This window comes from Halorientalis pallida (genome assembly GCF_004118325.1).
GTDB classification, from domain to species: Archaea; Halobacteriota; Halobacteria; order Halobacteriales; family Haloarculaceae; genus Halorientalis; species Halorientalis pallida.
Genome location: NZ_RDFA01000001.1, coordinates 644,901 through 667,128 on the forward strand (window position 1 = coordinate 644,901; position 22,228 = coordinate 667,128).

Here is a 22,228-nt window from a genome sequence, read left to right on the forward strand (position 1 = left end):
CCGCCGTCCGGTACTACCGGGTGGCGTAGCTTGCGATACTGTTAACCCCGTCCTACACCTGGCCTCAGGTGATGGAGATCATCGGTCACCGGGGATGCGCCGATCAGTGTCCGGAAAACACCGTCGCCGCGGTCGAACGCGCCGCCCGGTACGTCGACGCGGTCGAAGTCGACGTGCGCCGCTGTGGCTCCGGTGAACTCGTCGTCTTCCACGACGAACGTGTCGACGAGTTGACCGACGGCACCGGTCGCGTGGACGACCTCACGCTCGCCGAACTCCGCGCGCTCGACGTGGCGGACTCCGGCGAACCGGTCCCCCGCCTCGGCGACGTCCTCGACGCAGTTCCACCGGGCGTCGGCACGCAACTGGAGCTCAAAGAGACCGGCCTCGCACCCGACGTTCGCGACCTGCTCGCGCAGTACACCGTCGACGCGGCCATCTCCTCGTTTCGCCCCGCCGCCCTCGAAGCGGCGCTCGCCCTCGACTGGAACGTCCCGACGGGCTACCTGTTCGCGGAGAATCCATGGTCGAACCTGCAGACAGCGGTCGAGCTGGGCTGTGATGCGGTCCACCCCCACTACGATCTCTGTATCGAGACCGACGTGGTCGACCAGGCCCACCGCGAAGGGCTGGACGTGATCGCCTGGAAAGCCGCCAAGACCCGTGAGGAGATCGCCAACCTGCGGGCCGCCGGCGTCGACGGCGTCACCGCCGACCGCTGGGACATCGCGTGAATCTTGGGGCTGGCCGCTGTATCACCGGCCGGCCGATGACGAACCCGCGGTTCCGAGCCGGCCTGACGACCCGGCCGTGACGAACCCTATGAGTGCCGAGGTCTGCATCTCTTACCTAAGAGATGCACTCGTTATTGAACAAATGCAAAGCGAAGCATCCAGAACTAGTCTGCTAACCGGAGAATATATCAATAAATCACACACCGTAGCGATCCACACGGGAACCATGGAAGACGGCGAGGACCAGTTCCATAAGAAATTCACTCCGCATACGTTTCGGACGGTGTTCACGACGCTGATGCGGAATCAAGGAATGAAACAGCACGTCCTCCAGTACATCCGTGGGGATGCGGAGAGCGAGACGATGGACATCTACACGCGGGTCGACAGAGACGACGTACGGGAGGAGTATCTGGACTGCATCAAACCGCTGGGTCTGTAGTTACGCCGACTCGGGCGGAAAGTTCAGGGCGGGAGGTGTCGGTCGTAGATGTTCCGGCGATGCCCGACAGCCTCGACAATCAGGCGGTCGTCCTCTCGGTTCCAGGTGATGATTGCGCGGTAGTCACCGGCCCGGAGTTTGTAGTAGGGGTAGCCGGTCAGTTTCTCTAATCGGTGGGAGGTCCAGTCTTTCGCCTCGTCGAGTTTCTTCACGAGTCGCTCTTGGGCTTCGGTGTCGAGGCCTTCGAGCAGGTCGAGTGCTTTCGGCGTCCACTCGACCTCAGTCATCGATGCCGAGTCGTTCCTTCACGTCTGCCTGGGACACCGTCTCGCCGTCGTCGCGTTGCTCGCGGCTCTCTGCGAGGTGCTCTAGTGCCTCCTCGGAGAGTTGCGTCGGCGGTTCGACAGCGTCACGGAGCGCATCGCGGACGAACTCGGATTTGCTCGCGTATCCACGTTCTTCCCACACCTCATCAACCTCGGCGAGAAGGGTCTTTGGCACCCGGACGTTGATCTTCTCCATTTCTCCGTCCGTGCCGGCGTCGCGGTCGGTGCTCATGTTCTGTGATACGACTGTATCACACAAGAACGTTGGCACTCCGAACGGGACCACTGCGAGCAGGGTATGGGCTTCCAGCCTCAGAAGGTTGATGCGGAGTGCTGGATGGGTGAAGATAATGAAAGACCTGTGAGTGTGGATAATTCCACAGTTTTCACTTCAACCTATGATGGTACTGGTGATCTATACGCAATAGCAGAAATACCAGGCCGTGATGAAGTAAATGAAGAAACCTACTCATGCGTCTGGGGAATGAAAAACGTCGGCTCAACAGCAGACACAAACGTATACGAATCAACAAACAACGACCCACTACTAGCTAAAGACGGAGGAAAAACAGAAATAACATACAACACAATTGAAAGCCGTTACGCTGGAGCTGATATAAGTACAGGAACCCCTAGAAATGTATGGGCAGACTACCAGCATCCTACTGATGGAGGACTTGATCAAAGAACATATGGATTAAATAATCACTTCTTCCTTAACGGAGAGTATCCTTACTGCAGTGGTAATGACGCATTTGGAACATTGAGAAATACTGATGTTTTAGATAATATCATATGCGAAGGAGATGGTGGGTTTAGCAATATATCCTGATAAAAAAGTAAAAATTTGGATTTTAGGTGACTCTGGATCTTACCTCATCATAAGCTCCTTCCTGTCTTATTTCATTTACTGTTTCTTGGTCTGTAGGTATTAGTTCTGGATTTTCGAGAGTTCCTTCGAGGGCTATTGAGGTGCCCCAGCCTTCGCTTTCTTGGATTTGATACATTCCTCTAGCCACGCTTTCAAGATATTGCCTTTTTTCGGTAGTAGGGTTATCTCTGTAATCTTGTAATGACATCCCGAAGGAGTCAGAAACTAAGGGTGAGCTTACTTCGGTAGTGGCATCAGGGAGATCCCTGTCAGGATTCACATTATATCCGGTAATCCCCATATCATCTACCAATTCGAATAAAGCGTCTCCTATGTAACTGCCCACTGAAACTATGTTTCCATTCTGGTTTTCACCAAGACCTAGTATTCCTTCATTCTCTAAGTCTCTTGCCTTCTCATAATCGAATGCTGTTACGTAATGTTCTGGGAACATCGTACCTTCTTCGAAGGCTTCAGAATCTCTTGCATTACTTACGGTATCCATCTCAAGTGGTGCATTATATAATGAATCTTCAGGGTCTCTAATAACTCTCCTGAATGTATTTTCATCTGTAGAATCTGTCATTTCCGCATATTTTACCTCTTGTTCTCCATCTTCCTCATACTGTAGAATTTCTATCATGTGGGAAAAGCCGGAGTTAACAAATGTCTAACTCCACTCATTTGTTCTTTCTCCCCCGCCTGTAGCACCTGTGCTGTTGGGGCTTATAGGCTCTGTTGCTGAAAGTGTTGATAGTTTGTAGTTTGTGAATCCTGGTTGTATTTGTTGTACTGCGTCTTCTGCTATGTTTGCGACTACGTCATCTGCTAGTCCTGAGCTGTCGACTCCTGCTTCTTGCGTTGCTTGGATTAGTGCTCTTGTGAATACTATTTCGTCGTCTTCTGCTAGTAGGTCTAGATCTTCGTGTGATTCGCTTACTTCGATGTGTTGTGTTGGGTTGTTGTAGATTTCTTCTGCTCTATCTATCATTTGGTCGACGGTCATGTCTAGGCCTGTGCCGTTTGGTGCTGTGCTGCTTGAGGCTGCGTCTTCTGCGTAGGCTCTGTCGTTTGTCTGCATTTCTTGGTATTCTTCTTCTGTTTTAGAATTTGTGATAGTATTGTCGTAGTTTTCTGGTATGTTGTCGTCTCCTAGGTGTCCTAGTGCTCCTGTTTGGTCGTCGAAGAAGTATCTTACTGCGTCTTCTGCATCTGCTTCAGTCTGTTGTCCTTCACCTTGGTCTGCATCGCTTCCATCTGTTGTTGTTCCATCTCCTGAAGGAGGGGTGCTTGATCCTGTGGAGTCTGTGGACTTGGTGCTACAGCCTGCGATGGCGGTACTGAATCCGATGAGTGCGCTGGTCCGCACAAAATTACGCCGTCTCATTGATTACCAGTTGGTTGCCAGTCTTGTTTGATATGTTTACTGGTAGACTCAATCAAGATCGAGACCTCCACTTCGCTGACCACTGCCTGTTGACGTGACGAAAGACGGGTGGCCATTCGAGCGTTCCCGGAGCTGAGCGAAGTGTCGAAAGCTCCAGTATCCCCAGCAACCGATTTACTGCTGAACCTCTATTGTTAGCTCTCCGTTCTTGCGGGCTGCCTCCACTTCTTCAGCCGTCAAAAAGACAGATGCACCGATAAGATTCCCCGTCCGGTCTTCCCATTCATTCAAATTATGCATTGAGCGAGTTATTCACCTCCGTCTGTTACAGTCCAAGGATTTTGACACAGCTGAGATACTCTTCGCGTGCGTCCTCACGGTCAACTCTGGTGTAGATGTCCATCGTTTCGCTCGCAGCATCACCCCGAATGTACCGGAGGACGTGCTGTTTCATTCCTTGATTCCGCATCAGCGTCGTGAACACTGTTCGGTACGTGTGTGGCGTGAACTTCTTGTGGAATCTGTCTTCGCCACGCTCCATCACATCCGCTTGGACAGCCGCCTGCTTTACCGCCCGCTGCACCTGTGTTTTCGAGACACGGTTCCCACGGATACTGAGGAACAGGTAGTCTGAATCACCGTGACTCGGGCGAGTGAATTTGAACCGTTCGATGGCCTGGATTGTCTCCTCATCGACAGGAACCACCGTCTGCTTCCCTCCCTTCCGCTTTCTCAGCCTGATGAAGCCCTCATCAAGCATGAGGTCGTCCATCTTCACTTCTAACGCTTCGCTGACCCGGCAACCGGTTTTAGCGAGGAGGACTGCCACGGTTTTGTTCCGAGGGTCAGTCATGTTCCGGATGATTTTGGCACCATTCTCCCAAGTCGCACAGTCGGGTCGCTTCCGGATCTTCTTTGGAATGTCCTCCAAGACGACAGCAGCAGGATTCCCGGTGATCTCCTCGAACCGTGGGCGTTTCATCGTCCAGTCGTAGAAGGCACTCAACGATTCGAGGTACCGCCGCTTCGTATTCTGTGACAGCCCGCGCTGATCCAGCGTAACAACGTAATCTTCGACGTGACGCACCGTCACCTCCGAGGGTGAAAGATCCGGAAACTGCTCGTGAAAGAATTTCTTCAGTGTCCGGCTGTAGGAGTTGAGCGTTCGGTGGCTACAGCCGGTGCTCTGCTTCTTCCGGATGAACTCGTTCACCACGTCGTGCTCGTTTTCGTAGACTGTCTCGTACCAGTCATCTGCCATCGCCATCACCTCCGTCAGTAAGCCGCCACCCGTGACCTCTCTCGTACTCCACCTGGTCCTGAGATGCCAGGTAGTAGAGTTCATCCTCAACGGGCTTCCGTAGCTGAGTATCCAACACCCCACTTTCGACAATCGCGCTCACGATCTCTGGGAGTGTCTGGTACTCTGCTGAGAGAACAGTCTCCAAGAAATCTATATCAGCAATCTCCGTCGTGTCGCTATCTCGGTTCTGCTTTCGATCCAACTGGATTTCCAGTTCCTTGATACGACTCTTGAGTTCCGCTATTTTTTCCTCGCTCTGGTGGTGAGCGAGGTAGCCCTGTTGTCGGTAGGCACGAGCCTCCTGCACCAGTTCGTAGAGGTACTTGCTGGTACTGCGGTAGCCTTTCTCCTCTGCTTCTTCGTCCCATTCTTGCTTATCGGGTTCCTTGCAGACGATCTGTGCGACTGTGGAATCGGCTGCAAGGCCGGACGTTTGCTTCCATTGGTCTTTGTTGTCGGACATACTGACACCTCTTGCAGGAGGAAGAGAACGGGTCGCCCCGCTTCAGGCCTCTACATGCTCTGATTTACTATCAACTATTTTATATCTTATGTATGTTGATATTTACCAGAGTGCCGAGGCCAGCTTTCTCAGCGACACACGTCAGAGTTTCTCGGCGGTTCTGGCCTGCTCGCTCCGACGACGCGCCTGATCGAGGCGATTGTTCGTGGCGCGCGCGAGCGGCGCGGGAATCGAGGCGCTCGCGGCGTCCAGTCGGGACGAGACGCGCTCCAGCCGTTCGATCACCGTGGCGAGGCGCTGATCGGCCTGTCCGCGGTTTCCGGCCTCCGCGGCCGCCGCGGCACGCTGGGCGGCCTCGGCGACCGCCGCCAGCGCGTTCGCCAGGCCCGTGACGGCGTTTTGCTGGCCACCACCGCTACCACCACCAGGTCGGTCGTCGTCATCGTCGTCGCTGTCCCCCGCCGTCTCGACGGCCGCCACCTCGTCGCGAGTCTCGGCCGCCAGGTCCGCGAGGTAGGTCGCGAGCGACGCCTTTCCGGTTCTGGGGTCCTCCAGACGCACGCGCTTTTGTTCGCCGGGGTTGACGCGGAACGCGCCGATCTCGTCGTCGCTGTCCCGAACCTCGGTCGTGTACGCCCCGCCCTCGTGGACGTAGACGGCGTCTGGACCGGAGAGCGGTGCGTCGTACAGGCGGCCCGCGAAGTCGTCCTCGACCGCGAGGGCTCGCAGGTCGCTGTCGGCCTCGGTCGGATCGACTTCCAGTTTCACGGCGTTCTCCCTGGCGACGACGGGGATCTCGCCCTCGACGCTCGCCGGCGTCACCTCGGCCTCGGCGTCGACGGTCACGGTCTCGGCGTGGGGCGCGACGCCCGCGCCGTTGATCGTCAACTCGTGGTCGCCCGGGGGAACGTCCTGGACGACGGCGATGCCGTCGAACGTCGGGACGGCCCGTGGTTCGCTCCGGAACAGGGCGAACAGTTCCAGCGGCGAGGAGACGGTCGTCAGTCCCTCGCCCTCGGGTGCGTCGTCGTCGGCGACGGCGTTGCTCACGCCGGCGACGACCTGGCTGACGGGGGAGGGGTCACCGATGGCGTCGTAGCGGTCGGACAGCGCCTGCCGGTGGTCGGGCTCGCTGATGTCGGACGCGGGAGTCTCGTAGCGCGGATCGTCCCACGGGACGCCAGCGGTGGTGATGTGGCTGGCGATGGCGTCCTCCACGAACCCGGGAATGGAGAACTCGAAACTCAGTTGTGGCCCGGTGAAGTCCGCGATGTGTTCGAGGTCCGCGGTCGGCTGTAGCTCGTAAGTCACGTCCGCCTCGCCGCCCTCGCTGCCCGCGTAGTCGAAGCGCCGGCCGGTCCGCCGTCCGGGGAGGTCCGGCGGCGACTGGAGTGCGCTGAACGAGCGCACGGTCAGGGCCTCGGGAACGAGGTCGCTGGCGTCGACGGCGGGCAGGCGGTCGTCCTCGTACACCGGCTTCCCGTCGAGTTCGGGGACCGCGTAGGGGAGCGCGAGCCCTTCGTCCCGTGGGAGGCCGTAGGCCAGCGGGATCGAGGCGACGGCGTCGATGCCGTCGATCACGCTGTTGGTGATGTCGGCGACGCTGCCGTCCAGCGGGAGGCGCTGGAACCCGTCGGGGTCGTCGTTGACCGAGAGGCCACTGGAGTGTGACCCGAGTTCCGAGAGGATGCGCGGCCTGGTGCGCTCGGGGTCGAGGAACTCGTTGTTCGGGACCGACCGGGAGTGGGAACTCGCGACGTGAAGCTGTGGCTCGTCGGTGTCGGTGTCGACGAACACCTGCAGGAGTTCCCAGTCGTGCCAGTGGAAGTTCGTCGTGAACTGGTCGAACACGGCGTAGAACCAGAACTGGACGACCGCCAGCGACGACGACTCGTACTCGACGACGTTGTAGAAGCAGGTCGGGGCCGGCGGCTCGTCGGCCCCGCCGCGCTCGACGTAGCCGTCGAGGGCGTCGAACCCGTCGACGACGGTGGTGCCATCGCGTTCGCGCTCGAACAGTCGCGGGTCCGTCGGGAACCACCGCTCGTGTTCGTCGAAGTACAGCGTCGGCGCGAACCGTTCGGCCAGTGCCCGCGCTCGGTCGTCGTCGACGGACGAGACGTCGCCGTCCTCGCCGTCCTCGAACAGCGAACAGCCGGCCATCGATGCCACCGCACCGCCGGCCACACCCGTGAGGACCTGGCGGCGGTCGACCGGCCACGAGGGGTCGTCGCCCATCGCTCACACACTCCGGGCCACGACGACAGGGCCGTACGTCGTGCACCCGCCGTCTGGTTCGGTGTGGTCTCGCATTACGATGTGCTTACCAGCGGACGGCTGGGCATATCGCTTGTGGCCGGCGGGCCGCGTGATGGCCGACGATCAGTTCGGCCACGGCCGAGTCAGACCGCGTCGTCGGGGTCGTGTCGGTCGGCCATCCGGGCGGCTTCCGACGCGTAGCGGTCCCGGTCCCCGGGCTCGTCGACCGGTTCGAGACGGTCGGCAGGCACGGTGATCGCCGCCGTCACTTCCGGGCCCGGCGTGGCGCCGAAGCGGTTGAACGCGCGCTCTTTCCGGAGATAGCGGGAGCCGTCCAGCGTGGCGTAGATCACGACGAGGATGTGCGGTGAGTCCGCCGAGAACGTCCGTTCGACCATCCAGACCTGCTCGGTCGGCCCCTCCCCTTCCGTCGGGTCGTCGCCCTCGACGCGAGTGTCGTCGGTGCTCATACCTGCCCGTCGGCGACGGACGGAGTTGTACACCGACGTGGGTTCCCAGCGGGTGAAAACGGGTCGCGGGGGAGGGACGCCTGCTCAGGCGTCGGTCGGCGCGTCGGGCGCGCGGAAGGTTCGGATGGTGTCGCGCTCGCCCCGATCGGCGTCGACCTGCTCGAAGCCCAGGTCGGTGAACACGCGATTCCAGTCCCGGTAGTACAGGGGGAAGTCGTCGTGGACGTAGTTCACGTCGCCCTCCCCGTCGTCGCCCTCGTTCTCGACCGTGACGAGGAGGTCGGCCGTGATCCGGGCGAGTTCGGCGAACACCCAGTCGGCGTCGGGGTGGATGTGCTGGAGCGTCTCGACGGAATAGACGGCGTCGAAACGATCCGCCGGGAACTCCGTGACGACGTCCTCGATGGCGTCGCAGTAGAAGGTGCCGTCGGCCGCGAGGTCGGGATAGGTGTCTTCCATCGTCTCGAAGGCCGCGGCGTTGATTTCGATGCCCGCGAGGTTCCCGAAGCCGTGGTCGGCGAGGTGGGCGAGGTGGCGGCCGGAACTACAGCCCAGTTCCAGCACGCGGGCGTCGCGGTCGAGGTGATCCTCGAAGGTGGCCCGTAGTGCCTCGCTTGTCTCGTCCGGGCCGTAGTAGGCGTAGTACTCCGGGGAGTACTCGCCCGAGCGGTCTGCCCACTGTCGGCGAACCTCGTGAGAATCCACACGTAGCAACGACCGCGCACACGTATAGCCTCGTCGGAGTCGCGAGCGTGGGCCGGGGTCCGAACGGCCGCGATTGATGTCTCTCGGGGGGTGCGTCGAGGTACGGGATAGTAGAAATCTACTGGATGTGGCCTTCAGCGCGGAGCTGATCGGCGTCCTGGCTGTCGTACCGCCACTCGATGTTGGCCTTCTCGTCCTGCCAGTCCCAGGGCTCGACGAGGACCACGTCGCCCTCGTTGATCCAGGTCCGGTATTTCATGCGGCCGGGGATCCGGCCCATCCGGTTTTCACCGTCTTCACACTGCACGCGGACGTGGTTCCCACCGTTGTGTTCTGTCACGACCGCGAACAGCTCGTCGTCGTTGGGCATGCGGAGATTCCGTCGCCCTGTTTCTTCACTCACACCATAAATACGAACCGAGCACATTAAAGTGATCCGGAAGATGCGATAGCGTGTACCACGACCGTTTCGCAAGACGGAACGCGTGTTTAGCGGCCATAGATGGGCCGGAACGACCGGACGACTCGCTCCGTGACGTGCGTGTACGCCTCGGGGCAGGGGTCGCCCCCCGCGACGGTGGCCTTCGCTTCGAGTTCGTAGTTACCGTCCGGTCCGGCGGCGCCGAACAGCCTGATCTCGCCGCCCTCGTACCGGAGGACCGCCACCGTGCGCTCGCTCCCGTCGTAGCCGACGGTCCCGCCGTCCACGTAGCGATCGTCCCCCAGATAGCGCGCGCCGCGGTCCACGTCGCCGCCGTAGGGCCCGCGCTGAGCCACGGTCAGCAGGGAGTAGTACTGATCCTCGACCGGGCCCGGATAGCCGACGCTGAGGACCGTCCCCGACTCGCTCTCGGCCGCGTAGTCGACAGTCCCGCCCATCGGATAGGCGAAGGTGGCGACCGCGACCGGGCCAGCGTAGCGCCGGTCGGTGTCGCCGAAGACGCTGGCGCAACTCCCGGCGAGACTCGTGCCGGCCCGGCCCCCGTCGGTCCCACCTGGCACGTCGCTCCCGGCCCCGTCGCGCGTGGGCGTTCCGCCCGCCGCGTCTCCGTCGGCGGTGTCGGCGCTCGTACACCCGGCCAGCGCCCCGACGGCGAGTCCGGCCAGCGCGTGGCGACGCGTGAGCCAGGGCCCGCTCGCTTCGTCCATGCCTCCTCGAGAGCGCGAGGCGAAATAAGACTATCTCGCCGCGGACGCCGGGGTGAGTGGGCGACGCCCCGAAGTCACTCCGCCGAGGCCTCCTCGCCGTAGTAGGACTCGTACCCCTCGAGCGTCGCCTGACGCCGTTCGCGCGCAGCCTCGGTCATCATGTCCGGTGTCCACTGCATCCCGTTGTCCGTGTCGACGGTGACCGACTCGACACCGCCGAGGGGTTCGACGCGGGACTCGATCTCCTCGATGAAGTACGGCACCATGTGGCAGGCCGGCGTCGTCAGTCGGAACGCGACTCGAACCTGGCCCTCGGTCACCTCGACGGTATCGACGAGTCCCATCTCGACCACGTCGAGGTTCGAACCGGTCGCGGCGGTGCAGGGATCGACGATCTCCCGGAGTTCCTCGCGGACGCGCGCTTCGGTCGTCACGCCACCACCTCGAACGGCGTCGTCGAGTAGGGCGCTTCGAGCGGGCCCGCGTACTCGTCGTCGCCGATCGACGCCTGCAGTTCGTCCAGGTCGAAGCCGTGGGCCTCCGCGAGGTTCGCGCCGACCATCTTGCGTTTGTCCTCCTCGGTGATCGTGAATGTCCCGTCGCGGGACTCCATCTCCGGGAAGTCGAGGTTCCAGAACGATTCGAGCAGGAGTCGCGGGTGGTACTGGGGCGTCCCACAGCCCCACATGATCTTGTCGGTGGCCTCCTTCCCACCGGCCCACAGCAGGTTCGCCATGGTCTCGACGAAGGCGTCGGGCCGGGTGGCGGCGTCGGCCGCGGTGATCTCGAGGTTGACGTAGACGTTGTCGTGTTCGGCGATCCGGTAGCCGGTCTCCTCCGCGAGGATGAACCCGCCGTGGACGATCTCGAAGTTGAGGTCCGGGAAGCTCTCGGCGGCCTCCTTCACGTCCTCGACGCGGTAGGGGTCGAGGGGGACGTTCCCGAACGGGACGGCCTTGTGGACCGCGATCACGTCCAGACCGAGGTCGGCGGCCCGTTCCCACAGCGGAAAGGCCTGCTCGGGGTCGTCCATCTGGAACCCGTGGTGGCCGTCGTCGCTCCAGTAGGAGGGGTACACCTTCACGCCGTGGGCCCCGAACGCGTCGACCTGCCGGGCGAGTTCGTCTCCGGGGTCGTCCATGCCGATGATGTCGACGCTGGCGAGCGGGGCACTCCGGTCGGGGTGGGCCTCGACGAACCGCTCGCCTTTCTCCAGCGCGGTCAGGCCGTCCTCGAAGATGGTGATCGACTGGGGGTGAAAGACGGTGAAGTCGACCTGGCTCTCGCGAAAGAGCATGTTCGCGGTCACCTGCGGGTCCCAGTCGGTCAGGAACGACTCCTCTGTCCGCTGGTAGCCATCCGGCATCGCCTTCTCCTGGCCGGTCATCAGATCGACCACGGGCTGGGCGTACCGCTCGATGGCGTAGTTCGACGGGTGCAGGTTGTACGCGTGTGATACCGCGTCGGCGACGAACACGTCGTCCAGGGATGTCATGATCGAACGTAACACAGTTCTGCCGGTTAAGCCCTCCCCGCGAAGCCTGAGGGCTACTAAACCGGCCAGGCCGGGAACTGTCGATACGCCCGAATTTCCCGGTCGATGTGACGGATCGGACAGCATTCACGTCGGAACCGACCGTACGTGTCTATTCGTCCACTATGATAGTTGTTGTCAAGCTATTCGTATAGAAAATATCGGTATTTGAAAACAGATGCGCAACCCTTAACCGTGTACCCGATGTTCGTTTAGTTGCAATGGCAAACGGTAAGGTTGATTTCTTCAACGACACTGGCGGTTACGGCTTTATTGACACAGAGGACGCGGACGAGGACGTTTTCTTCCACATGGAGGACGTTGGCGGCGAGGACCTCACCGAGGGGACCGAGATCGAGTTCGACATCGAGCAGGCCGAGAAGGGCCCGCGCGCGTCGAACGTCGTTCGTACGTAACTCGTTTCGTACCGTCGCCACACGGCGACACACACAATTTCGTTTCTTTCGACGCTTGGGTTCGAGCGACGGCTACGGTGATCGGTCCCGGCCGCTCACGTGACCACGAGGACGAGGAAAAACAGGAGGACGGCCTCGTTGACGAGCCACGCGTTGGTCTCCATCGCGTCGCGAACCCGGGGGAGTGCCTGCTCGGCCCGCTCGCCCAGTGTCAGGACGGCGAGTGACGGGAGCGCCAGGAGCAGCAGGGTGGCGGCGACGAACCCGAGCGCGTCCGTCCAGGGACGGCCTTCGGCGGCGAGGAAGGATCCGACCGCCGCCGAGGTGAGGAGATCGGTCGGGAAGAAGCCGAGCAGGAGGAACCCCAGCCGGAACGAAAAGCGCGGGGACGCCGTGCCGAGCCGGCCCATCCACTCCGGGGGTTCGGCCGTCTCCCGTGTCCAGAAGACGTACCCCACGGCGAGTACGATGGCGGCGACGGCGACCGCTTCGAGGACGGGCCGCGACCGGTCACCGCCGGCGAACTCGATTCCCGAGACGTAGACGATCCCGACGACGAGCGAGATCGATAGCGCCGCGCCCAGCAGGTAGGCGGCCGAGTTGCGCCGCCAGCGCCCGCTCGTCGCGAGAAAGATGGCACTCAGAAACTGCGGGCCGGCGACCATCACGATTGCGAGCGGGAGGACCGTGCGGAGGCTCATACTGAGGCGGAGGAACGATGGGACGCTGAACGGAAGAGAAAGATCTCCTTACCGGCCCTCCCTGCCCCGACCCACGGCCCCTTCGAACCAAACTATATATCAGTGAAAACTATCGTGTCGATGTATGCAGACGAGACGGGAACTGCTCGGGGGTATCGCGGGGGCATCGGCGCTGCTGGCGGGGTGTCAGGGGGCACCGCGCTCGTCGACGGGAACCCGAACCGGGGACGCGCCGGCGACGCGAACCGACCGAACGGCGGGGGGGAATGCGACCGGGACTGGGGACGAACCCCAACTACGGCCTGGCATCGGGGGTGTGGGAACCGACCTCGCGCGGTGGGTTCCAGCGCGAACGGTTCCGGCGTTCGTCTCGGGAGTCACGGAACCCGAGACGGGGGCGTCCTACGCTACGGCCATCGACGTGCCGGCGATTCTGGAGTACGCCGACACCCTCGGGACGCCACAGGAGGACCAGAGCGTCTTCGACCCGGCGACCAGCGAGGGACGACCGGGCGTGGACCTGACCGAGAGCCTGTACATCAAGGCGGGCCCGACGGACGCGCCGTACTTTTTCCTCTTCGACGGCGGGGTCGAGCGGTCGACCCGCGTCGACGCGTTGACCGGGAACCCGAACCTGTCGGAACGCGGGACGGTCGAGGGGTTCACCGTCGTCGCCGCCGAAGACGCCGGTGCCTACGCGGTCGCCGGCTCGACACAGGTCGCCGCCGCCCGCGTCACGAACGGTGCGGACGTGGTGCAGTCGGCGGTTCGGCCCGGCACCCCGAAATACGCCGATACGAACGACACGTTCGCCGCGTTGCTCGACGCGCTCGGCGGCGGTGACGCCGTCGGCGGCATCCTCCGGCCCGACGAGGACGTGGCGGGCCTGCGGGCCTACGGCCGAACGTACACGTACGGGTCTGAGACGACGACGCTCCGGTACGCGTCGGTGTTCGACCCCGAGGCGGCGTCGGTGTCCGCGGTCGAGTCGTTCACCGAGTCGCAGTTCGAGGCGTCGCCGCGACTCCGGCGCGGTGGCGGCGTCGTGGTCGCCGAGCGGTCGATTCCGACGACCGAGATGGGGTATCCGACCCACACGGAACTCTAGACGCCGGCGCCGGCGAAGGGACTCGTCCGGTCCTGTTCGGCCCGCGGGAGGGAGACGACGAACACGGAGCCCCGTGGCTGGTTGTCTTCGATGTGGATGGACCCGCCGTAGTGGTCGATCATCGTGCGGACGAAAAAGAGCCCGAAGCCGCCGCCGCTCGAACTGTGGCCCTGCTCGAACACCGCGTCTTTCTCCTCGTCGGGGACCCCGGGGCCGTTATCGCGGACGCGGACCACGACCGACTCGGCGCCGACCCGGGCGGCGACGTGGATGCGTCGGTCGTCGGCGTCGTTGTGCTGGACGGCGTTCGAGAGCAGGTTCCCGAAGACCGCCGACAGCATGTCGTCTGCCTGGACCACCACGTCGTCGGGCAGGTCGGCGGTCACGGAGAGCGCGTCGTAGGTCGAGCGGACGGTGGCGACCTCTTCGCGAAGTATCGCCGAGAGGTCGACGGGTTCTGGTGTCACGTCTGCCTCCGCCGCCAGGGCGTCGACCGTGGCGCGGGCCCGCTGTGAGAGGTCGATGACGCTCTCGGTCTGGTTGCGGATGGCGTCCAGCGACTCCCGGTGTCGCCCGTCGAGTTGCTGATCGAGGTGTTCGGCGCGCGCCCGGACGACGGTCATGCTGTTGAGCACGTCGTGCCGGAGGATCGAATGCATGAACTCCAGTTGCTGGCCGACCTGTCGAGCCTGCTGGGCGTCACGTCGGGCCTTGACGTAGAGGAGGCCGATCAGGTAGCCGGCGACGGCGCCGGCGTGGGCGCTGGCGAGCAACTGGAGCGTCGGTCCGCCGAGACGAAGGCCGACCGAGGGACGCACGAAGACGGTGAAGTACATCACGAAGTAGACGAAGCCGATGCCGGCCAGCGCGGCGGCCGCGACCTGCCAGCGCTGGCGGGGCGTGTACGGCGTCCCCTGGAGGTAGATCGCGCCGTAGACGATGACGGCCGATAGCCACGCGCCGAGCAGGACCGCCGCGACCTGTGGCCACCCGAAGCCGAACTGTCGAAGCTCCCGGAAGAAGTTGAGCAGCGTGATCAGAAACAGGGCGATTCCGACAGCACCGACGACCGCGGGACCCCCGCGTGGCGTCGACGGTACGAGGCGCTCGACACGCTCCCGACCGGCGCCGGCCACGCGGCTGGCGACGCCGGAATCGGAATCGGACATCCCCCCGCTGTCCCCAGACCGATCCGCGACGACCACACGGCAAGGTCAGTGTATCATCACGTATAAGATATACTACTCAGACAGGTATCGCGGCGACTACTCCGCCGGGTCGAAGTCCAGCGCGGCCGAATTGATGCAGTAGCGGTTCCCCGTCGGCTCCGGTCCGTCCTCGAACACGTGGCCGAGGTGACCCTCGCAGGTCGCACAGATTACTTCCGTCCGGCGCATCCCGTGGCTCGTGTCCAGTCGCGTCTCGACGTTGTCCTTCGCCGCGTCGTAGAAGCTCGGCCAGCCCGATCCCGACTCGAACTTCGTGTCGGAGTCGAACAGTTCCGTCCCACACCCCGCACAGACGTAGGCACCGTCGGCCTTCTGGTCGACGTACTCGCCGCTGAACTTCGGTTCCGTCCCGGCCTCGCGGAGGATGCGGTACTCGTCGTCGTCGAGCACGTCGCGCCACTCCTCGTCGCTGTCGGGCAGGTCACGTTCGGCGTCCTGTGACATGCACGACGCTAAGGGCTGGACGTTGATACCGGTTCCCCCGACGCCGACAGTCGCGTCGCTGGTCGGATCGATCGCGAAAAAACGAGGTCGGTTTGCGGGCGTTAGATGTGGCCTTCGTCTTCGAGACCTTCGATGATGTCGTCGACGAGGGTCTCGACGTCGTCGTAGGGGAAGTCGCCGCCACCGCCCTTCTGGTTGAGCTCCATGGCTGTGAAGCTCACGTCACCGGACTCGAACGTGGTGGACGGACCGTTCGGCAGAGCCGGAACGAGGTCCATCGGGCTGTTGACGGGGTAATCTGCGCCTTCGAAGCCTTCGATCAGCTGCTGTCGCAGGTCATCTTTGTCGACCATACACATCGCCTCGTAACCCTCCTTACTAAAATTGGTGGTTCTTTCGTGAAGAAATGGCTCCTCACGGGCTAACAGTGTAAACTCCTCATTTGTTGTGTGAAGTTGTGTCACACGCAGTTCCGGGGCCGGATCGGACCGGTGATTCAAGTGTGAGCCCGGAGAACGGCGTCGACATGTACGACCGTATACTCGTCCCGACCGACGGCAGCAGCGGAACCGACGAGACGCTCGGCCACGCGCTCCACATCGCGGCCGACAACGACGCGACGGTCCACGCGCTGTACGTCGTCGACCGCCGGCTCTTCCTCGCGGCCGACGAGGACACGCAGGACGACGTGATCGCCACGCTGGAAGAGGAGGGCGAGGCCGCACTGGACGCCACGGAGACCGGCGGCGCGAACGCCGGCGTCGAGGTCGTCGGGGAGCGCCGGGAGGGAATCCCCCACACCGAGATCATGAGCTACGCCGAGGAGATCGAGGCCGACCTGCTGGTGATGGGGACCCACGGCCGGACCGGGCGCGACCGGCTGGCCTCGCTTGGCAGTGTCACCGAACGCGTCGTCGAGAACGTGGGCCGTCCGACGCTCGTGGTCGACATCGGCGACGGCGAGGACTGACGCCGATCAGCTCACCGGCACGAAGTACGTCACGACGGTCGGCGTCCCGTCGTCGTCCTCGTAGACGACTTCGAGGACGAACGTGTCGCCGGTCCGAACCCCGTCCTGTGGGGTCGAGAAGCCGGCGAAGTCGAAGTAGTACGTCTGTTGGTCGTCGCTGGCACCGTCGGGCCCGAAGTCGTCGAGCGGTGCGGGGGTGAAATCGGCGCCGACGAACAGCGTCGTCCCGCTCGCACCGCGGGTGTCAGAGACCACGTAACTGGTTGGCCCGCCGTCACCCTGCGCGGCGTAGACGCTGACGCGCAGTTCCTCGACGGTCCAGCCGGTCTGTGCGTTCCGGTTGGTGACCGTCACCGCCGCGTCACAGCCGTTCCGGGAGTTACACTGCCCGCTCCCGACGGCCTGGGCACCCGTCAGCTGGAGGTTGATACCCGGATTGACCGGGTTCCCGCCGGGCGTGCCGCCCGTCTGACCGGTCCCGTCCACGTCGAAGACGGTGAGCGAGAACTCACTGACCCGCGCCGGGTCGCTCGGGGTCGCCGACCCGTCGCCGATCCACACGTCGACGACCACGTCTTCCAGTGGCGAGTTGATCCCGTCGGCGGTGTACTCGAGGGTGCTCCGGCCGTCGTCGTCGGTCCGGTCGGTGCCGACGACCAGGACGGTTCCGCCGCCCTGGACGACCTCCGCGCTCACCGTCTCGTTGCTGACGGGGTTGTTGTAGGCGTCGCGTACTTCGGCGACGACCTGATGGCTGCCGTCCTCGGGCACGGTCGAGCCGTTGCCCGAGACGGTCGTGATGTACGCCGCGTCGGTCGACCGGTCGAAACCGGTCCCGACGCCGACCGCGGCGATCCGGAGGTCGTAGACCACGCCCTCTGCGAGCGTGATCCGAACGGTCGAACTCGACGCGCGCTCGATCCGCGTGACGTGCCCGCCGTTGGCTTCGCGTTCTTCCTCGAGGAGTGCCCGCCACGCGTCGGGCCCGAGTCGGGTCGGTACCGTGATCGTGACCGGGTCACCGGGCGCCACGTTGGTGACGCTGACGGTCCGCGTCGGGGCGCTGAGCGGCGTGACACCGACCGACACCGACCGCGAGCTCGACGTCGCGAGCGTCCCCTGGAGCGCCACCAGCGACAGATCGCGACCGCTGACGATGGCGCCCCGTTCCTGGATCACCGACCGGTTGCCGGTGAAGTTGCTGTAGAGGACGCCGTTCTCGTAGACCGTCGTCGGCGCGCCGCCGTACTCGTTGTAGTTCGGCCGGTAGGCCAGGCCGCCGGACTCGAACGAGAGGAGGGTCCCGTCCACGTAGTCGCCGGTGTCACCGGTCGCGAGCGCGTTCCGCACCTCGACGGTCCCGACCGCGGTGCGTTCGATGGTGCCGGACGCCCGCGGGGGGTTGAACAGGAACAGTCGCGACGGGTAGCCGGTCCCGGTCTCGACGCTGACGACGCCTTCGCGACCGGTCGACGCCGTCAGCAGGATCGCCTCCTGCAGTTCCTGGAGGTCGCCCTGCACGCGCTGGTCGTGCTCGAACTCGACTTGCTGGTTGGCCGCCGGCACCGCGTTCACCTGCACGAGGACGAGCAAGAGGACGAGCAGACCGAACATGAGGAGCGTACCGACGACTTCCGAAACCCCGCGCCGGTCGGTCCGCAGGCGCGAGCGGGTCGCGGCGCTCGTGGTCGGGTGCTGTCCGTCCGTGGTGTCTCTCTGGTCGGTCATAGGAGTGCGAAGGTGACGAGGGTGAGTGCGATCAGGGCGATGCCGTACTTGAGACCACTCAGGACGCTGTCGCGGGAGAGTTTCCCCGCGATCAGGCCGACGCCGGTAGCCTGGATGAGTGCCGAGTGGAAGAACAACGCCCGGTAGGCCTCGACGGGGAGGTTCACCACGCTCACCGGCGTGCCCGTCACACCCTCTGGTTCCGGGACCGACGGCGTGTCGGCGATCGGTTGCAGATAGCTGGTGTCGAGCAGGACGATCACCAGCATGTACACGAGGAAGCCGACGACGACGACGGTCGTGTACGCGGAGAGATCCTGTCGGCGGCGGCGTTCGATCTTGAACCGCTCGCGGGCGTCGTCGGCGGCGACCGCGAGGACGCGAGCCACGTCGCTGGACGAGCGCGTCCCTTCCGCGACGAGTTTCAGCGTGCGCGAGAGCGACGGGGCCTGCACCCGGTTGGCCAGTCCCAGCAGCGCCGCCCGGGTGTCGTAGTGCCACCGGATGTCGTTACGGACCATCCGGAGTTCGGTGGCCAGCGGTCCCCGCGACCACTGTCCGACCATCGCCAGCGCGTCGGTGAACTCGATCCCCATCCGGTTGGCGCCGGAGAGGACGTTCAGCGTGTCCGGGAACCGGCGTGCGAAGTCGGTCTCTCGCCGCGCCTTCAGCTCGTGGAACACCGACAGCGGGATCGCGACGATCAACAGCGGCACCACGAACAGGAGCGTCGTCGTCGTGACCGGTTCGGCGAGGAAGGCTGTCGGGGTCGACTCGACGATACCGGTCGCGAGCGACACACCGACGACCACCAGCGCCAGCGGGACCGTGAACAGGAGCGACCACAGCGGGCTCCGACGGACGAACGCGAACGGGTCCGACAGCCGCTTGCGGAACTCCTGTCGTCGGCGCGTGCGGCGGTACTGCTGGGTGCGGTACGCCTGCCGGTCCGAGGCGGGCAGGGTCGCCTCGTCGGGTACCGACCGGCTCAGGACGCCGAGCCAGTCGAGGAGGTCCGCGACGGCGTCGCGGACGACCGCGGCCGCGAGTCGCCCGAACCGGTCGCCGCCGATTCCGGGTTCGGCCTCGAGTTCGGTCCGGGGAACCCGGTACGGGGTCGAGAGGACGTCGATGACCACCAGGAACGCGATCATCCCCAGCGGGAGGATGGCGTAGATCAACAGCGTGAGCTGGCCGAGCGTCGCCCCGCCGAGCAGGCTGATGACGAGCAGGATGACGACCAGGAACAGCGGCGCGGCGACGAATCCGACGACGAAGACCTCCGAGAGCAACTCCAGCGTCGACACGAAGTTGCCCTGCTGTTCGCGGGCGTCTTCGAGGTAGGTGTCCGTCTCGTCCTGGAAGAACGCGGTCACGTCGCCACCGGCGTCAAGCACCGCGAGCAGGTCGTCGAAGAAGCCTTCGAGGTTATCGCTCGGCGTGACGTTCCGGGCGTTCCGGATCGCGGTGTAGAGGTCGTTCCCGAACAGGTCCACGTCGCGAACGATCATGTCGAACTCGTTTGCCACCTCGCCGTAGCTGTCTTGAGCCTCGGCGAGCCCGCGCATCGTCTCCAGCAGGCTCATCCCGCCGTGGGAGAGCGCGTAGAGGAACGTGATCGCGTGCGGGAGCGTGACGTCGATGTTCCGTCGTCGGTTGCCGGCGATGTAGCGAGGGTACGCGGCCCGCGCGTACCAGACCGCACCACCCGAGAGCACCGCGAGGACGAGCGTCACAGCGGCACCGAACGCCAGCGACCGGTTGCGGCCGACGAACCGCACGAGGCCGCCGTCGAACGCGAGCGGATTCCGGATGCCGGCGATCACGCCCAGGTTCGACAGCAACAGCGTCAGGAAGACGCCGAACAGTCCGCCGGCGACGGCCGTCAGGATCGCGTAGTAGGCGGTCCGCTCCAGGTACACGTCGTAGCCGACGCCGGAACGGGCCTGGTTGAGCGCCCGCTGGAGGTCGCGGTACTGCGCCGGGCGTTGCTTGAAGTAAGCCCGGACGCGCCCGAACTCCGCGCGGATGCGTTCGGCGTCGGCGGTTCCTCGCCGCCCGACTGGGGGGAACTGGCGGCTGTCGGCTTCGGTCGTTTCTGCCTGTACTGGGGTCGCTGGATCGCGCGTTCTCTCGGCCATCGTCAGTCCAGTGGCCCCTCGCTCACGCCGAGTTCGACGGGCGAAATCTCGTCGATGTCCGGCCCGGTCTCCAGCAGGCTCTGCCGGTCGAGTTCGGCCGCCTCGACCTCCGCGAGGATGCGGTCGGGGTCCCGGGAGTAGAGGTGGATGGCCCGGGCGACCTCGTCGTAATTCGTGATGTCGTGCTCGGCGAGGTACCCGAGGACGGTCTCGCGATCGTCGAGTTCGCGCTGGAGGCGCTCGTCGGACCAGCCGCGGTCCTCGGCGATCTCCGCGAGGACGCGGGACTCACCCGCGCGTTCGTGCGCGTCGCTGGCGGCGTCACGGCCGAAGACGGGCGAGATGTCGACAGTCGTGTCGTCCGCACCGGGTTCGATCTCGGCGACGGTCCGATTGCGTCGCACCCGCTGATCGTCGACGAACGCCTGTGACTGGATGGAGACGATGTCCAGGTCCTGTAACATCTGGACGGGCACGTTCAGCGGCGGGTTCCGGAGGCGGCTCATCGCCGTCTCGACCGTGTCGGCGTGCAACGTCGTGTACGCCGTGTGTCCGGTCGACATCGCCTGGAAGAAGGTCAGCGCGACGCGTTCCTCGGTCCGGATCTCGCCGACGAGCAGGTACTCGGGCCGCTGGCGAAGCGCCGCCTGGAGCAACTCGAACATGGACACGTCACCGCGCCCGTCGGCCGACGCGCCGCCGCGGGAGACGCTCTGAATCCAGTTCTCGTGGGGCAGGTCGATCTCGCGCGTGTCCTCGATGGAGACGACCTTGCTCCGGGGCGGGATGAAAAAGGACACCGCGTTCATGCTGGATGTCTTCCCCGACCCCGTGCCGCCGGCGAAGATCAGGCTCTTGTTGTTCTCGATGGCGAGCCAGAAGTAGGCCATCTGCTCGACCGAGAAGGTGTTCGAGGTGACGAGATCGACCGGGGTGTAGGGCACGTCGGCGAACTTCCTGATGGTGAAGTTCGAGCCCCGCGTGCTCACTTCGCCGCCCAGCGTCAACTGGACGCGCGAGCCGTTGGGTAGGCTGGCGTCGACCAGCGGGCTGGAGACGGTCATCTGCTTGCCCGAGCGCTGTGCCAGCCGGAACGTGAAGGAGTCGAGCCGTTCCCGGGAGAAACTGACGTTGGTCACGAGGTCGCGGTAGTCGCGGTGGTAGACGAAGACGGGCACGTCCGTCCCGTCACAGGAGATGTCCTCGATGGCCGGGTCGCGCATCATCGGGTCGACGGGTCCGTAGTGGAGGAAGTCCCGGAGGAGGTAGTACAGGAGTTTGTGCAGGGAGCCGTCGTCGACGGTGGCGGCGTGATCGAGGATGAGCGCGCGTGCCTCCTGCTGGAACAGGGTCTCGCGGTCCTGCTCGCCGTCGAAGTCACGGTACAGCAGGGTATCCCGGAGCAGGTCGACCAGGTCCTGCTGGACGAACCGCTCGAACTCGTCGAGCGTCGGCTCGTTGACGTGATAGAGGTACTCGTTCTCCGCGGGGTCGTAGAGGATCGAGGCGTACGCGAAGGGTTTCTGCAGCCAGGTCCGCTCGACTTCCTCGTAGTGGTCGAGGTAGTCGAAGTCGAAAAACCGGTCGACGACGAACGCCTCGTCGGCCGGGCCGGCGAAGTCGTCGCCGAGATCGGCGGTCCGGAAGTACTCGACGACCTCCGCGAGGATCTCGGTGACTGTCGTGTCCTCCCAGATCACGAGATCGGTGCCCACGTCCTCGGCCGTGAGGTCGACGGCCGCGTGACGGTCGACCGCCTAGGCGAGCGACACGGTCTCCCGATCGGCCGCCCCAGCACCCGAACCCACCTCGTCCTCGGACGGCGACGCGGCCTCGCCGGCGTCCGAT

25 protein-coding genes and 1 pseudogene are annotated in these 22,228 nt (G+C 63.9%); 6 read left to right on the forward strand and 20 right to left on the reverse strand.

Going from position 1 to position 22,228, the window contains the following annotated elements; all coding sequences use genetic code 11:
• The first annotated feature begins 71 nt into the window (after positions 1-71).
• Positions 72-734 carry a glycerophosphodiester phosphodiesterase gene (locus EAF64_RS03490; RefSeq protein ID WP_129067568.1) on the forward strand — a complete coding sequence of 221 codons (663 nt, stop codon included), beginning with the start codon at positions 72-74 and terminating at the stop codon, positions 732-734.
• A gap of 133 nt (positions 735-867) precedes the next feature.
• Positions 868-1,176 (forward strand): annotated as a pseudogene (locus EAF64_RS03495) (tyrosine-type recombinase/integrase); the annotation flags it as partial.
• Between the two features lie 23 nt (positions 1,177-1,199).
• On the opposite strand, the gene EAF64_RS03500 reads toward EAF64_RS03495, so the two are convergent.
• The gene (locus EAF64_RS03500) at positions 1,200-1,463 is read right to left on the reverse strand and encodes a type II toxin-antitoxin system RelE family toxin (RefSeq protein ID WP_129067570.1); all 264 of its coding nucleotides are present in this window, start codon (positions 1,461-1,463) and stop codon (positions 1,200-1,202) included.
• Positions 1,456-1,734: a ribbon-helix-helix domain-containing protein gene (locus tag EAF64_RS03505; RefSeq protein WP_129067571.1), complete on the reverse strand. Its 279-nt coding sequence runs from the start codon at positions 1,732-1,734 to the stop codon at positions 1,456-1,458. Before EAF64_RS03505 ends, EAF64_RS03500 begins: the two co-directional genes overlap by 8 nt.
• Before the next feature lie 66 nt (positions 1,735-1,800).
• On the opposite strand from EAF64_RS03505, the gene EAF64_RS03510 reads away from it, so the two are divergent.
• Positions 1,801-2,334 carry a hypothetical protein gene (locus EAF64_RS03510; protein WP_129067572.1) on the forward strand — a complete coding sequence of 178 codons (534 nt, stop codon included), beginning with the start codon at positions 1,801-1,803 and terminating at the stop codon, positions 2,332-2,334.
• Positions 2,335-2,356: 22 nt separating this feature from the next.
• Here the strand turns inward: EAF64_RS03510 and EAF64_RS03515 are convergent, their stop codons facing one another.
• The 11 genes from EAF64_RS03515 to EAF64_RS03565 form a co-directional block, all read right to left on the reverse strand.
• On the reverse strand, positions 2,357-3,016 hold the full coding sequence (locus EAF64_RS03515; RefSeq protein ID WP_129067573.1) for a hypothetical protein: 660 nt from the start codon (positions 3,014-3,016) through the stop codon (positions 2,357-2,359).
• Positions 3,017-3,043: 27 nt separating this feature from the next.
• Positions 3,044-3,742 carry a hypothetical protein gene (locus tag EAF64_RS03520; RefSeq protein WP_227738870.1) on the reverse strand — a complete coding sequence of 233 codons (699 nt, stop codon included), beginning with the start codon at positions 3,740-3,742 and terminating at the stop codon, positions 3,044-3,046.
• Positions 3,743-4,085: 343 nt separating this feature from the next.
• Positions 4,086-5,021 carry a tyrosine-type recombinase/integrase gene (locus EAF64_RS03525; RefSeq protein WP_129067575.1) on the reverse strand — a complete coding sequence of 312 codons (936 nt, stop codon included), beginning with the start codon at positions 5,019-5,021 and terminating at the stop codon, positions 4,086-4,088.
• Positions 5,011-5,526: a hypothetical protein gene (locus EAF64_RS03530; RefSeq protein WP_129067576.1), complete on the reverse strand. Its 516-nt coding sequence runs from the start codon at positions 5,524-5,526 to the stop codon at positions 5,011-5,013. The genes EAF64_RS03525 and EAF64_RS03530 overlap by 11 nt, the downstream gene beginning before the upstream one ends.
• 141 nt (positions 5,527-5,667) lie before the next feature.
• The gene (locus EAF64_RS03535) at positions 5,668-7,764 is read right to left on the reverse strand and encodes a hypothetical protein (RefSeq protein WP_129067577.1); all 2,097 of its coding nucleotides are present in this window, start codon (positions 7,762-7,764) and stop codon (positions 5,668-5,670) included.
• A gap of 164 nt (positions 7,765-7,928) precedes the next feature.
• Positions 7,929-8,255 carry a hypothetical protein gene (locus tag EAF64_RS03540; RefSeq protein WP_129067578.1) on the reverse strand — a complete coding sequence of 109 codons (327 nt, stop codon included), beginning with the start codon at positions 8,253-8,255 and terminating at the stop codon, positions 7,929-7,931.
• A gap of 84 nt (positions 8,256-8,339) precedes the next feature.
• Entirely contained in the window at positions 8,340-8,960 is a 621-nt protein-coding gene (locus EAF64_RS03545; RefSeq protein ID WP_129067579.1) for a class I SAM-dependent methyltransferase, read from the reverse strand.
• A 118-nt stretch (positions 8,961-9,078) separates the two neighbouring features.
• Positions 9,079-9,363, reverse strand: a complete 285-nt coding sequence (locus tag EAF64_RS03550) for a translation initiation factor eIF-1A (protein ID WP_092656660.1) — start codon at positions 9,361-9,363, stop codon at positions 9,079-9,081.
• 86 nt (positions 9,364-9,449) lie between these two features.
• On the reverse strand, positions 9,450-10,109 hold the full coding sequence (locus EAF64_RS03555; protein ID WP_129067580.1) for a hypothetical protein: 660 nt from the start codon (positions 10,107-10,109) through the stop codon (positions 9,450-9,452).
• Between the two features lie 74 nt (positions 10,110-10,183).
• Positions 10,184-10,543 carry a metal-sulfur cluster assembly factor gene (locus EAF64_RS03560; protein ID WP_129067581.1) on the reverse strand — a complete coding sequence of 120 codons (360 nt, stop codon included), beginning with the start codon at positions 10,541-10,543 and terminating at the stop codon, positions 10,184-10,186.
• On the reverse strand, positions 10,540-11,604 hold the full coding sequence (locus tag EAF64_RS03565) for an amidohydrolase family protein (protein WP_129067582.1): 1,065 nt from the start codon (positions 11,602-11,604) through the stop codon (positions 10,540-10,542). Before EAF64_RS03565 ends, EAF64_RS03560 begins: the two co-directional genes overlap by 4 nt.
• Positions 11,605-11,864: 260 nt before the next feature.
• Here EAF64_RS03565 and EAF64_RS03570 point away from each other — a divergent pair, with 260 nt between their 5' ends.
• A complete protein-coding gene (locus EAF64_RS03570; RefSeq protein WP_077207119.1) occupies positions 11,865-12,059 on the forward strand; it encodes a cold-shock protein in 195 nt (64 codons plus the stop codon).
• A gap of 95 nt (positions 12,060-12,154) precedes the next feature.
• Here EAF64_RS03570 and EAF64_RS03575 read toward each other — a convergent pair whose 3' ends face one another.
• On the reverse strand, positions 12,155-12,760 hold the full coding sequence (locus EAF64_RS03575) for a GAP family protein (RefSeq protein ID WP_129067583.1): 606 nt from the start codon (positions 12,758-12,760) through the stop codon (positions 12,155-12,157).
• A 124-nt stretch (positions 12,761-12,884) separates the two neighbouring features.
• On the opposite strand from EAF64_RS03575, the gene EAF64_RS03580 reads away from it, so the two are divergent.
• Positions 12,885-13,868 (forward strand): hypothetical protein, encoded by a 984-nt coding sequence (locus EAF64_RS03580; protein ID WP_129067584.1) that lies wholly within the window; start codon positions 12,885-12,887, stop codon positions 13,866-13,868.
• On the opposite strand, the gene EAF64_RS03585 is transcribed toward EAF64_RS03580, so the two are convergent.
• The 3 genes from EAF64_RS03585 to EAF64_RS03595 all read right to left on the reverse strand — a co-directional run bounded on the left by EAF64_RS03585 (position 13,865) and on the right by EAF64_RS03595 (position 15,894).
• On the reverse strand, positions 13,865-15,037 hold the full coding sequence (locus tag EAF64_RS03585) for a sensor histidine kinase (protein ID WP_129067585.1): 1,173 nt from the start codon (positions 15,035-15,037) through the stop codon (positions 13,865-13,867). The genes EAF64_RS03580 and EAF64_RS03585 overlap by 4 nt on opposite strands.
• 96 nt (positions 15,038-15,133) lie before the next feature.
• The gene (msrB, locus tag EAF64_RS03590; protein WP_129067586.1) at positions 15,134-15,541 is read right to left on the reverse strand and encodes a peptide-methionine (R)-S-oxide reductase MsrB; all 408 of its coding nucleotides are present in this window, start codon (positions 15,539-15,541) and stop codon (positions 15,134-15,136) included.
• A gap of 101 nt (positions 15,542-15,642) precedes the next feature.
• Positions 15,643-15,894: an MTH865 family protein gene (locus EAF64_RS03595; protein ID WP_129067587.1), complete on the reverse strand. Its 252-nt coding sequence runs from the start codon at positions 15,892-15,894 to the stop codon at positions 15,643-15,645.
• 173 nt (positions 15,895-16,067) lie between these two features.
• On the opposite strand from EAF64_RS03595, the gene EAF64_RS03600 reads away from it, so the two are divergent.
• Positions 16,068-16,511 (forward strand): universal stress protein, encoded by a 444-nt coding sequence (locus EAF64_RS03600; protein ID WP_129067914.1) that lies wholly within the window; start codon positions 16,068-16,070, stop codon positions 16,509-16,511.
• A gap of 6 nt (positions 16,512-16,517) precedes the next feature.
• Here EAF64_RS03600 and EAF64_RS03605 read toward each other — a convergent pair whose 3' ends face one another.
• Genes EAF64_RS03605 through EAF64_RS03615 form a run of 3 tightly spaced genes read right to left on the reverse strand, consistent with a single transcriptional unit; the run spans position 16,518 to position 22,095 of the window.
• Positions 16,518-18,239, reverse strand: a complete 1,722-nt coding sequence (locus EAF64_RS03605) for a DUF7289 family protein (protein ID WP_129067588.1) — start codon at positions 18,237-18,239, stop codon at positions 16,518-16,520.
• On the reverse strand, positions 18,236-20,380 hold the full coding sequence (locus EAF64_RS03610) for a type II secretion system F family protein (RefSeq protein WP_129067589.1): 2,145 nt from the start codon (positions 20,378-20,380) through the stop codon (positions 18,236-18,238). Before EAF64_RS03610 ends, EAF64_RS03605 begins: the two co-directional genes overlap by 4 nt.
• 2 nt (positions 20,381-20,382) lie before the next feature.
• On the reverse strand, positions 20,383-22,095 hold the full coding sequence (locus EAF64_RS03615; protein ID WP_129067590.1) for a type II/IV secretion system ATPase subunit: 1,713 nt from the start codon (positions 22,093-22,095) through the stop codon (positions 20,383-20,385).
• Positions 22,096-22,228: the final 133 nt, after the last annotated feature.